This is a genomic window from Kitasatospora sp. NPDC090308 (assembly GCF_044769485.1).
Lineage (GTDB): Bacteria > Actinomycetota > Actinomycetes > Streptomycetales > Streptomycetaceae > Kitasatospora > Kitasatospora fiedleri.
In genome coordinates, this window is record NZ_JBIVXY010000021.1 from 1 (window position 1) to 11,052 (window position 11,052).

Consider the following 11,052-nt stretch of genomic DNA (forward strand, 5'->3'; position numbering starts at 1 on the left):
GCGGTCACCCGGACGCACCCGGCGCTGCTCGTGACGGAGCAGGTGACCCGCGCCCGCGCCGAACTGTCGACGGACTGCCGCACCGCGCACCCGCGAGATCGCCGAGCGGCTCTTCCTCAGCCCCCGCACGGTGGAGACCCACCTGTCCCGCGTCTACCGCAAACTCGACGTCCCGTCCCGGCTCGCGCTGTCCGACCTCCTGCGCCGGACCGGGTGACCGGTCGGCCGGTCGTTCGGCGGTCGTTCGGCGGTCGTTCGGTCGGCTAGCGCCTCGCGCGGCGGCGGGCCAGCAGTCCGCCGAGTGCGGCGCCGACCAGCAGGGTGACCAGGAGGACCAGCCACAGCGGGAGGGTGACGGTGGGAATCCACAGCCGGATGCGCACCGAGGCGGTGTTCACCGCGATGAACCAGATCGCCAGCACGCCGAGCACCAGGAAGGCGATCGTCCTGATGCGCACGTCGCGGCCGCCGACCGTCATCGAGGACGGCCGGCCCGCGCTGTTCCTGTTGTCAGCCATGCGGCCCATTATGTGAGCGATGTCGCGATTCGGCCCGTCGGCGGCAGGTGCCCGAGGCTCCGGCGCGCACCCGCCCCCGCCCGCGCCCGTCCGCCCCCGGCGCGCCGGTTCCGGCCGGTCCGGTGCGCTGCCTACGGTGGGGTGGTGACAGATCGTCGACGCAACGGGTACCTGGGGGCGGCGGGCACGTTCGCCGTCTGCATGGCCGGCACCACGCTGCCCACCCCGCTGTACGGGCTGTACCAGGAGCGGATCGGGTTCTCCGAGCTGATGGTGACGGTGGTGTTCGCCGTCTACGCGCTCGGGGTGATCGGCGTGCTGCTGCTGTTCGGCAACGTCTCGGACGCGGTGGGCCGCCGCCCGGTGCTGCTGTGCGGGCTGGCCTGCGCGGGTGCCAGCGCGGTGGCCTTCCTGGCCGAACAGGGCCTGGCCTGGCTGTTCGCGGGCCGCCTGCTGTCGGGCTTCGCGGCGGGCCTGTTCACCGGCACCGCCACCGCGTACGTCCTGGAGCTGGCCCCGCCCGAACGCCGGGCCAGGGCCGGTTTCGTGGCGACCGCCGCCAACATGGGCGGCCTGGGCTGCGGGCCGTTGCTGGCCGGGCTGCTCGCCCAGTACGCGCCGGGGCCGCTGGTCCTGCCGTTCGCCGTCCACCTGGCCCTGCTGGTGCTCTCCTGGGCGGTCGCCTGGGCGCTGCCGGAGACCGTCGACGGGGCCCGCCCGCTGCGCACCGCCCGGCCCCGCCGGCCCGCGCTGCCGGCCGAGGTGCGCGGGGTGTTCGTGCCCGCCGCGATCGCGGCGTTCGCCGGGTTCTCGCTGCTGGGCGTGTTCACCTCGGTCAGCCCGGCCTTCCTCGCCGAGGACCTGGGGGTGCGCAACCACGCCGCGGTCGGCCTGATCGTCGCCGCCGCGTTCTTCGCCTCCACCGTCGGCCAGCTGCTGGTGCCCCGGCTCGGTGCCCGGCGGGCGATCCCGCTGGGCTGCCTGGTGCTGATCGGCGGCCTCGGCCTGCTCGCCCTCTCGCTCGCCACCGCCACCCTCGCCCCGCTGGTGCTGGCCGCCCTGGTCGGCGGCGCCGGGCAGGGCATGGCGCTGCGCGGCGCGGTCGGCGAGGTCGCGGACGCCGCCCCCGCCCGGCACCGGGGCGGCGTGCTCTCCGCCCTGTTCGTGGTCGCCTACCTGGGCATCTCCATCCCGGTGATCGGCGTCGGCCTGCTGTCCGGCCCGCTCGGCCTGGCCGACGCCGGACTGGTCTTCACCGCCTGCATGGCCGCCCTCGCCGCCGCCTCCGGCGCCTTCCTGCTGCGCCGCGCCCGCTCCTCCCCCGCCGCCTGATCTGACGTCATGTCCCGCTGGCACCAACCCACTTGGCTCCCGGATGCGACGCTCCCGACCCGTTCGCACCCGTACGGCGACCCCGGCCGGAACGGACCGGCCCGGCCGGATCGGGGCGGCCGGACCGGGGGGCGGCGCTGCTTGCGACGGCGGCACCGGCACCGGCGGGCGCGCTGCCCGTCAGGCCGCCGTGACCGACTGCGGGAAGGCGAAGACCCCGTCGGGGTCGTAGCGGCGGGCGGCCCGCTGGAGCCGCGGCAGGTTCGGGCCGTAGTAGGCGCGGCCCCAGTCGGGCAGGGTGGCGTCGATGTAGTTGACGTACGCGCCGGGGGCACCGAGCCGGGCGAGGCCGTCGCGGATCTCGTCGACGGTGGCGCGGACCCGGTCCTCGGTGGCGGGGGTGGCGCCCGCGTAGACCTGGGCGCTGGCGAGCGAGCCGCGGTGCGGGAAGGCCGTCGCGTCGGGGGCGAGTTCGGCGACCGCGCCGCCGAGCGAGTCGAGCAGCAGGTCGACGCCGGTGCGGCCGGTCATCAGCTCGGTGAGCCGGGCCGGGTCCACCGGCCCGGGGCCGAGCATCCGGGAGACCGCGACGAAGCCGGTGCGGGTCAACCGTCCGCCCTCCCAGGTGGGGTGGCACTGGGCGACGGTGTCGTTGGCGCAGCCCGCCATGAACTTCATCGCGCCCAGGTAGTCCTTGGCGGCGACGGTGCGGCCGGTCGGCTGGGTGCCCGCCGCGCGCACCAGGCGGTCGATCTGCCGGTTCGCGCCGTCCGGGTCGCCGACCCAGCAGCCGACGACCTTGCAAGTGGGCGGGTTGCCGCCGGAGATCTGGCAGCTGGCCCAGAGTTCGGGCGGCGCATCGGCGACCCACTGCTGCCAGGCGCCGAGCACCTGCGGGACGGAGCCGGCCGGGAAGGGCAGGACGAAGACGGTCAGACCGGGCGCGGGCGGGGTGTCGAAGGTGAACCGGGTGACCACGCCGAAGTTCCCGCCCCCGCCGCCGCGCAGCGCCCAGTGCAGGTCGGGTTCGTGCTCGGCGTCGGCGGTCAGCACGCAGGAGTCGGCGGTGACGACCTCGGCGGCGGTGAGCCGGTCGCAGGTCAGGCCGTACTTGCGGGCCAGCACCCCGATGCCGCCGCCCAGGGTGAGGCCGCCGATGCCCACGGTGGGGCAGGACCCGCCGGGCAGCAGCCGGCCGGCGGCGGCCAGGCCCGCGTAGACCTCGATCAGCCGGGCGCCCGCGCCGACCTCGGCCCTGCCGTCGGGGTCGACCCGGACGGTGTTCAGCGCGCGCAGGTCGATCACCAGGCCCCGGTCCGGGATGCTGTAGCCGAGGTAGCCGTGGCCGCCGCTGCGGGCGGCGATCGGGAGGCCGTGGCCGCGCGCCACGTCCAGGCAGGCCCGGACGTCGTCGGCGGAGGCGCACTTGGCGACCGCGCCGGGGAGTTGGCCGTCGTTCAGTTCGTTGAAGCCGAGCCGCGCCGTCCCGTACCCGGGGTCGGCGGGCAGCACCAGCCGGTCGCCGAGCCGTTGCCGCAGCGCCTGCCAGTCCGGCGGCGCGGCCCGCCACCCGCGTTGGCGGGGCGGGAACGCCCGCACCGAGCCCGCGTCCGCGCCGGAGGCCGGACCCGAACCCGGGCCCGCACCCGCACCCCGGTCCTGCGCGCGGGCCGGGGAGACGCCCGCCGCGAGCCCCGCCCCCAGTGCTCCGCCCACGGTCAGAAAACGACGACGGTCCATTGTCACGACGCACCTTCCTCCCCCGCGCCGGGCGCACGGAGGCTCTGCGCCGATCGTCACGCCCCGCCCCGCCGCCGCCCGGCCGCGGCCCGCCGGAGTGCGTCCGATGGCCCAGCGCGCGTCCGCGCGCGCACGACGCCCCGCCGGGCTCCGCGCGCCGGGGGCTGCCGGCCGGAGCGCCGACCCGAGCCGGTGGACGCGCCGGGCAGCAGGCACAATCGCCGGTATGCGTACTCTTCTCGTCATCGGCATCGGCGCGGGCGACCCCGACCACCTCACCCTGGAGGCGGTCAAGGCGATCGGCCGCACCGACGTGTTCCTGCTGCTCGACAAGCCGGAGGAACGGCAGGACCTGATGCGGCTGCGGCGGGAGATGATCGCCGAGCACGGCCGGGCCGGGCACCGGGTGGTCGAGCTGGTGGACCCGGCGCGGGACCGGTCGGCGGCCGGGTACGCGGAGGCGGTCGAGGAGTGGCGGGAGCGGCGGGCCGACCTGGTGGAGCGGGCCGTGGCCGAGGAGCTCCCGGACGGCGGGACGGGCGCGCTGCTGGTGTGGGGCGACCCGTCGCTGTACGACAGCGTGACCGCCGTGCTGGACCGGGTCCTGGCGCGCGGGCGGACCGGGTTCGGGTACACGGTGGTGCCCGGCGTCAGCAGCGTCTCGGTGCTGGCGGCCCGCCACCGCACCACGCTGACCCGCACCGCGCGGCCGGTGCGGATCACCACCGGGCGGCGGCTGGCCGCCGAGGGCTTCGGGCCGGGCGCCGAGGACGCGGTGGTGATGCTGGACGGGCAGGCCGCGTTCACCGCCATCGACCCGGCGGGCGTGCACATCCACTACGGGGCGTACCTGGGCACCGAGGACGAGATCCTGGTCTCCGGCCCGCTGGCCGAACAGGCCGACCGGATCGCCGAGTTGCGGGCCGAGGCCCGGGCCCGCAAGGGCTGGATCATGGACAGCTACCTGCTGCGCCGCACCGACGGCTGAACACCGCCCGGGCACCGGCTGACCACCGTCCGCCCGTCCGCCGTCCGCCCGCGCGTCCCACGGACCGGACAGCTGCCGCACTTCGCACCGGAGAACGCCCGGTCCGTTCTACACTGGCCGCGCAACTGGTTCGCCCTGTCCGCCAGGCAGGGCGTCGCAAGAGGGAACCCGGTGGGAATCCGGGACTGCCCCGCAGCGGTGAGTGGGAACGACCGCCGTCATACGCACTGGGTCCGGACGGGCCTGGGAAGCGACGGCCAGTAGGTGCCCGGGAGCGTCGAGCCTCCCCGGGCGGGCCCGCGAGTCCGAAGACCTGCCCGTTGCCCGGGTGCGACCGTTCGCACCCGGTGACCGGTGACCTCGAGGGCGGGTCGGTACGGACACCAGGCGGGCAGGCGCGGTCGAGCGCGGCACCGCCCGGTCTCGGCACCCTTCCGCGCCTCCTGTGCACCGGACCCAGGATCAAGGCTCGCGAGGAGAGTCCCCTTGACTGCGAAGTCCGTAGCCGCGGCAACCGTCCACGGATACCCCCGCCAGGGCGGGAACCGGGAACTGAAGAAGGCCGTCGAGGGCTACTGGCGGGGCACCGTCACCGCCGACGCGCTGCACTCCACCGCCGCCGAACTGCGCTGCGCCAACTGGCGGCAGCTGGCCGGCGCCGGCATCACCGAAGTCCCCACCGGCGACTTCTCGCTGTACGACCACGTGCTGGACACCACGGTCGCCGTCGGCGCGGTCCCGCCCCGGCACCGGGCCGCGTACCAGGCCGACCCGCTGGACGGCTACTTCGCGATGGCGCGCGGCACCCAGCAGGTGGCGCCGCTGGAGATGACCAAGTGGTTCGACACCAACTACCACTACCTGGTGCCGGAGTTGGGCCCGGACACCGTCTTCGCCGCGCACTCCGCCAAGCAGGTCGGCGAACTGCGCGAGGCGCTCGGCCAGGGCTACCGGGCCCGCCCGGTGCTGCTCGGCCCGGTCACCTACCTGCTGCTCGCCAAGCCCGCGCCCGGCGTGGCCGCCGACTTCGAGCCGCTCACCCTGCTGGACCGGCTGCTGCCGGTGTACGCGGAGCTGCTGGCCGACCTGCGGGCGGCCGGCGCCGGGTGGGTGCAGCTCGACGAGCCCGCGCTGGTGCAGGACCGCACCCCGGCCGAGCTGAACGCCGCCGCCCGCGCCTACCGGGAGCTGGGCGCGCTCACCGACCGCCCCAGGCTGCTGGTCGCCTCGTACTTCGACCGGCTCGGCGAGGCGCTGATCACCCTGGCCAAGGCCCCCGTCGACGGCCTGGCGCTGGACTTCACCGGCCCGGCGGCGGGCAACCTGACCGACCTGGCGGCCGTCGGCGGCCTGCCCGGCAAGCGGCTGGTCGCGGGGGTGGTCGACGGCCGCAACGTGTGGATCAACGACCTGGAGAAGTCCCTCGCCACCCTGGCGACCCTGCTCGGCCTGGCCGACACGGTGGACGTCGCCCCCTCCTGCTCACTGCTGCACGTCCCGCTGGACACCGCCGCCGAGCGCGACCTCGACCCGCAGATCGGCCGCTGGCTGGCCTTCGCCCGGCAGAAGGCCGCCGAGACCGCCCTGCTGGCCCGCGCCCTGCGCGAGGGCACCGCCGCCGTCACCGCCCAACTCGCCGCCAACCGGGCCGACCTGGCCTCCCGCGCGGCCTCCCCGATCACCCGCGACCCGGCGGTCCGGGCCAGGGCCGCCGCCGTCACCGAGGCCGACATCCGCCGCGACGCCCCGTACGCCGTCCGCGCCGCGGCGCAGAAGGCCCGGCTCGGCCTGCCGCTGCTGCCCGCCACCACCATCGGCTCCTTCCCGCAGACCGCCGAACTGCGCTCCGCCCGCGCCGAGTTGAACGCCGGACGGATCGACGCGGCGGACTACCGCAAGCGGATGGAGGCCGAGGTCCGCGAGGTGGTCGCCTACCAGGAGCGGGCGGGCCTGGACGTGCTGGTGCACGGCGAGCCCGAACGCAACGACATGGTGCAGTACTTCGCCGAGCAGCTCACCGGCTACCTGGCCACCCGGCACGGCTGGGTGCAGTCCTACGGCACCCGGTACGTGCGTCCGCCGGTGCTGGCGGGCGACATCTCCCGCCCGCACCCGATGACAGTCGACTGGTATCGCTTCGCGCAGGGCCTCACCGACCGCCCGGTCAAGGGCATGCTGACCGGCCCGGTCACCATGCTGGCCTGGTCGTTCGTCCGCGACGACCAGCCGCTGGCCGACACCGCCCGGCAGGTCGCCCTCGCCCTGCGCGACGAGGTGGCGGACCTGGAGGCGGCGGGCGCCGCCGTGATCCAGGTCGACGAGCCCGCGCTGCGCGAGACGCTGCCGCTGCGGCGCTCCGGCTGGCCCGCGTACCTGGACTGGGCCACCGACGCGTTCCGGCTCACCACCTCCGGGGTCCGCGCCGACACCCAGGTCCACACCCACATGTGCTACGCCGAGTTCGGCGACATCCTGCGCGCCATCGAGGAGTTGGACGCGGACGTGATCTCGCTGGAGGCCGCCCGCTCGCACATGCAGGTGGCGCGCGAACTCGCCGAGGCGGGCTACCTCGCCGAGGTCGGCCCGGGCGTGTGGGACATCCACTCCCCGCGCGTCCCCTCCCCCGAGGAGGCGCTGGAACTGCTGCGGGCCGGGCTGGCCGCGATCCCCGCCGAGCGCCTCTGGGTCAACCCGGACTGCGGCCTGAAGACCCGCGGTTGGACCGAGACCCGGGCCTCGATCGACAGCCTGGTCGCCGCCGCCCGCACCCTGCGGGCAGAACTGACCGGCTGACGTCCCGCCCGCGACGGACGGGACCGGAACGCCGACGGGCCGGCACGCACCGCATGCGGTGCGTGCCGGCCCGTCGGGCGCGCCGCTAGCGGGCGGCGGGGGCCGCCGTGGCGGTCGGCCCGGCGGTGCGGGCCGGCTTGGGCAGCAGGAGCCGCTCGGCCAGGTGACCGAAGAGCAGGCCGAAGGACAGCCAGAGGGTGAGCTGGATGGCCAGGGCCGCGACCCGGAACTGCCAGAGCAGGGTGGCGGAGAAGTCCTCGGGGACTTCGTTGATCGCGGGCAGCAGGACGTACCCGAGACCGATCAGCACGGCGTAGCCGAGCCCGGCCACGACCGTGGCGTTCCAGTTGCCCAGCCGCGGGGCGAGCTGCTTGCCGGCCACCACGGCGGCGACGGCGAGCAGCACGCTCAGCAGCATCATCAGGAAGTACAGGGTGGTGCGCTTGCCGATGGTGTCCGGGTCGCCCACCGACGGCGGGTTGGCCGGGTACTTGAGGAACGGGACGAGGTAGACGGAGGCCAGCGCCGCGCCGGAGAGCAGCAGGGCGGCGGCCCGGGGGCCGAAGCGGCCGGTGCGGCCGAGGGCGAAGCAGTACGCGAGGGCGGCGATGCCGCCGAGCGCGATGCCGTAGACCAGGATGCCGGTGGCCAGGCCCGCGGTGGACTGGAGGGTGCGGCTGACCAGTTCCTCGCCGTGCTCGTGGCTGTGGGAGTCCTCGAAGGCGATCGCGGCGTCCACCCGGGGTTCGCCGAGCAGGTAGGCCACGATCAGGGCGAGGACGCCCGCGCCGAGCCCGGCGAGCATGCCGCGGACCAGCAGGTTTCTGACGATGTGGGAATTCATGTGCGCGGGTGCTCGCTTCTTCTGCCGGAGCGGATCAGTGGCAGGGGAAGCCGAGCAGGTGCCGGCCGTCGTGCACCCACTCGTGCACGCTCTCGCCGGAGAGCAGCGAGGTGGCGCCCTGTTCGGCGCCGACGAAGTAGAGCAGGGTGAGCAGCAGGATGCCGAAGAAGACCGCCCAGGGCGCGATCGCCTTGACGGAGAGGGGGGTGATGGCCGGCGTGGCGGCGGGCGCTATGGGGTGAGCCATGGCCGTGTGACCTCCTTGCGGGAACTCGCGTCCCGGTCGTGTGGAGCAGGGTCGACGGAGGCGGGTCTGACTTCCCGTCGGCCGCCTGGGCGGCTCCGGGTTCACAGTGGCGCGACCGTGCCGGGCTCTCACCGGACTTCCACGCACCGTCGTTGATGTGGACTTGTTCGCCGAGAAGGTACCGTTCCCGGGCGGGCCCCGCCAGGGGCGCGGCACGCCATGCTACCAATGCGTGCACGAATGGTCCCCGGGAGGGAGGCGCTGTGGAGCTCCGGGTGATGTTGGTCGCACCGGCACCCGCCGGGTCGACGGCGGGCCGCCCCCCGACGCCCGGACGGTGTGCGCACGGTCGGTGCACGTCCGACCGGTGCGCGTCCGACCGGTGCGCGTCCGACCGGCGCGCGTCCGGCCGGTGGGCGTCCGGCCGGTGGGCGGCATGACCCCGGGAGTCCGAACGGTCCGGGTGGCCCTGATCGCCCCGGCGCTCGGCGCGGAGCTGCGCGGGGCGCGGTTCGGGGACGACCACCCGCTGACGGAGGCCGAACTGGCCCCGGCCCGCGCCCTCGCCGCGCCCCGGGCCGACCGCGTCCTGTCTGCGCCCTCTCCGCGCTGTCGGCAGACCGCCGGGGCGCTGGGCCTGGTTCCGGACGCCGTCGAGCCCGCGCTGGCGGACCTGGACGCGGGCGCCTGGCGCGGCCGTCCGCTCGCCGAACTCGCCGCCGCCGAACCGCGGTCGCTCGCCGCCTGGCTGTCCGACCCGGACTTCGCCCCGCCCGGCGGCGAGTCCGTCACCGCCCTGCTGGCCCGGGTCGGCCGCTGGCTGGACGCCCTGCCCGCCGACACCGGCCACCTGCTGACCGTCGCCGAACCGGCCGCCGTCCGGGCCGCCGTGGTGCACGCCCTGGCCCTGCCGCCCGCCGCGTTCTGGCGCCTGGACGTCGCCCCCCTCACCGCCACCCACCTCAGCGGACGCGCCGCCCGCTGGAACCTGCGCTGCGGCGCCCCCCTGACCGCAGCCACCTGACGGGCCATCAACTCCCTTGTCCCCCAAGGGGAGTGACGACCTTCGTCCACCGCGCCGGGCATTCGGCCGGCCGCCCTCCCCGCCGACCCGCACGGTCCGACCGCCCACCCGGCGCGCCGCCACCCCCCGCGCCACCCGGCGCGGCAGGTCAGGCGGTGCGCCCGGCGGTCGACCCCGCGGGTGCACCGGATCGGCCGGATCGGGCCGGTGCGTCGCCTAACACCCCCGAACCGTGACCTGACCGCGCGTCAATTCCCGCTCCGGTGCCGTATTGTCGCCGTCCTCAGCCGTCCTCAGCCGGACGCGGCCGTATCCGCCGTTCCGGGCGGGGGGACGTCCGGCCGTACGGGTCGGCGGGAACGACGGGAGGGACACGGGTGCGGACGCGGACACGGTCGACGGCGGTGCTTCCGACGGGGTGCGGCTGGTGACGGCCGTGGACGGCCTCCCGCCGGCGGCTGCCGAACCGGGCGCGGAGCAGCGGGAGTTCGCCGAGGAGCTGCGGGCGCTCTGCCGCGGCCTGGACGCCCCGGAGGTGGACGGTGTGGCCGCCCGCTGCGGACTGGGCCCGGACGCGCTCGCCGACTTCCTCGCGGCCGTGCGGATTCCGCCGTGGGAGTTCGTCGAGGCGTTGCTCGACACCCGGGTCGCCGCCCGCGCCGACGTCCCCGCGCCGGAGTGCGCCCGGGCGCGGCTGCGCCGGTCGCGGATGGCCGCGCTGCGGGTCGCCCGGCCGATCGGCCGGGCCGTCTGCCAGCTCGAAGGTCAACTGCACGCCGCCGAACGGGAGATGCAGGAGGCGGACGAGGAGGCCGAGCAGGCCGAACGAGCGCTGTCCCGCGACCGTCGGGCCCTCGCCGGGTCACCGCCCGCGCACCCCGGACACTCGGACGACCCTGAACACTCCGAAGACCCCGAACAGCCCGAGGACCCCGGACGCGCCGCCCTCGCCGAACGCGTCGCGCTGCTCGCCGAGCGGTCCGATCGGGCCCGCGAACAGTCCGCCCGGGCCGCGGCCCGCCACGCCCTGCTGCGCCGCCAACTCGCCCTGGTGGAACGCCAGCAGGGCACCACGGCCGCCCCGCCCGGACCCACCGGCGGCTCCCCGACGGACGGCGACGGCCACAGCGACGGGGACGGGGACGGACCGCCGCCGAAGATCCTGCTGGTGGACGACCGCCGCGAGAACCTGGTCGTCCTGGAGGCCCTGCTCGGCCCGCACGGCCACCAGCTGGTCTCCGCGACCTCCGGCCCCGACGCGCTGCGCGCGCTGATGGAGCCGGACGGCTACGCCGCGATCCTGCTGGACGTGCAGATGCCCGGCATGGACGGCTACGAGACCGCCGCGCACATCCGGAGCCGGGCCCGCACCCGCGACATCCCGATCGTCTTCGTCACCGCCATCGGCAGTGGCCCCGACCACGCGATGCGCGCCTACGCCGCGGGCGGCGCCGACTTCATCCCCAAGCCGGTCGACCCCTGGGCGGTACGGGCGAAGGTCGCCTCCTTCGTCGAACTGCACCGCGCCCGCCCCACCGACAGCTGACCCCACCGGCCCCCTCCGGA

Annotated in this window: 9 protein-coding genes, 1 pseudogene and 1 riboswitch; of the genes and pseudogenes, 6 read left to right on the forward strand and 4 right to left on the reverse strand. The window is 75.9% G+C overall.

Features of this window, described 5'->3' with window-relative positions; all coding sequences use genetic code 11:
- Positions 1–97 precede the first annotated feature (97 nt).
- Positions 98–217 (forward strand): annotated as a pseudogene (locus ACIQVD_RS31350) (LuxR C-terminal-related transcriptional regulator); the annotation flags it as partial.
- Between the two features lie 46 nt (positions 218–263).
- Here the strand turns inward: ACIQVD_RS31350 and ACIQVD_RS31355 are convergent.
- Positions 264–518 (reverse strand): lipopolysaccharide assembly protein LapA domain-containing protein, encoded by a 255-nt coding sequence (locus ACIQVD_RS31355; protein WP_402292432.1) that lies wholly within the window; start codon positions 516–518, stop codon positions 264–266.
- Positions 519–719: 201 nt separating this feature from the next.
- Here ACIQVD_RS31355 and ACIQVD_RS31360 point away from each other — a divergent pair, with 201 nt between their 5' ends.
- Complete coding sequence (locus ACIQVD_RS31360) at positions 720–1,850, forward strand: MFS transporter (protein WP_402292464.1); 1,131 nt, start codon at positions 720–722, stop codon at positions 1,848–1,850.
- A gap of 180 nt (positions 1,851–2,030) precedes the next feature.
- Here ACIQVD_RS31360 and ACIQVD_RS31365 read toward each other — a convergent pair whose 3' ends face one another.
- Positions 2,031–3,566 carry an FAD-binding oxidoreductase gene (locus ACIQVD_RS31365; protein ID WP_402292433.1) on the reverse strand — a complete coding sequence of 512 codons (1,536 nt, stop codon included), beginning with the start codon at positions 3,564–3,566 and terminating at the stop codon, positions 2,031–2,033.
- 250 nt (positions 3,567–3,816) lie between these two features.
- On the opposite strand from ACIQVD_RS31365, the gene cobF reads away from it, so the two are divergent.
- Complete coding sequence (gene cobF, locus ACIQVD_RS31370; RefSeq protein ID WP_402292434.1) at positions 3,817–4,578, forward strand: precorrin-6A synthase (deacetylating); 762 nt, start codon at positions 3,817–3,819, stop codon at positions 4,576–4,578.
- A gap of 109 nt (positions 4,579–4,687) precedes the next feature.
- Positions 4,688–4,914, forward strand: a riboswitch (cobalamin riboswitch).
- 150 nt (positions 4,915–5,064) lie between these two features.
- Positions 5,065–7,371, forward strand: a complete 2,307-nt coding sequence (gene metE / locus ACIQVD_RS31375) for a 5-methyltetrahydropteroyltriglutamate--homocysteine S-methyltransferase (protein WP_402292435.1) — start codon at positions 5,065–5,067, stop codon at positions 7,369–7,371.
- An 85-nt stretch (positions 7,372–7,456) separates the two neighbouring features.
- On the opposite strand, the gene ACIQVD_RS31380 is transcribed toward metE, so the two are convergent.
- On the reverse strand, positions 7,457–8,215 hold the full coding sequence (locus ACIQVD_RS31380) for a CbtA family protein (protein WP_402292436.1): 759 nt from the start codon (positions 8,213–8,215) through the stop codon (positions 7,457–7,459).
- A 34-nt stretch (positions 8,216–8,249) separates the two neighbouring features.
- A complete protein-coding gene (locus ACIQVD_RS31385; protein WP_100839145.1) occupies positions 8,250–8,462 on the reverse strand; it encodes a CbtB-domain containing protein in 213 nt (70 codons plus the stop codon).
- Positions 8,463–8,898: 436 nt separating this feature from the next.
- Between ACIQVD_RS31385 and ACIQVD_RS31390 the strand changes: the two genes are divergently transcribed.
- The gene (locus tag ACIQVD_RS31390; RefSeq protein WP_402292437.1) at positions 8,899–9,486 is read left to right on the forward strand and encodes a histidine phosphatase family protein; all 588 of its coding nucleotides are present in this window, start codon (positions 8,899–8,901) and stop codon (positions 9,484–9,486) included.
- 427 nt (positions 9,487–9,913) lie between these two features.
- Complete coding sequence (locus ACIQVD_RS31395) at positions 9,914–11,032, forward strand: two-component system response regulator (protein WP_402292438.1); 1,119 nt, start codon at positions 9,914–9,916, stop codon at positions 11,030–11,032.
- Positions 11,033–11,052: the final 20 nt, after the last annotated feature.

What these genes read in the sequence shown, in the direction of transcription:
- ACIQVD_RS31355 (WP_402292432.1), bottom strand. Translation starts at nt 518, where the DNA reads ATGGCTGACAACAGGAACAGCGCGGGCCGGCCGTCCTCGATGACGGTC.
- ACIQVD_RS31360 (WP_402292464.1), top strand. Translation starts at nt 720, where the DNA reads ATGGCCGGCACCACGCTGCCCACCCCGCTGTACGGGCTGTACCAGGAG.
- cobF (WP_402292434.1), top strand. Translation starts at nt 3,817, where the DNA reads ATGCGTACTCTTCTCGTCATCGGCATCGGCGCGGGCGACCCCGACCAC.
- ACIQVD_RS31380 (WP_402292436.1), bottom strand. Translation starts at nt 8,215, where the DNA reads ATGAATTCCCACATCGTCAGAAACCTGCTGGTCCGCGGCATGCTCGCC.
- ACIQVD_RS31385 (WP_100839145.1), bottom strand. Translation starts at nt 8,462, where the DNA reads ATGGCTCACCCCATAGCGCCCGCCGCCACGCCGGCCATCACCCCCCTC.
- ACIQVD_RS31390 (WP_402292437.1), top strand. Translation starts at nt 8,899, where the DNA reads ATGACCCCGGGAGTCCGAACGGTCCGGGTGGCCCTGATCGCCCCGGCG.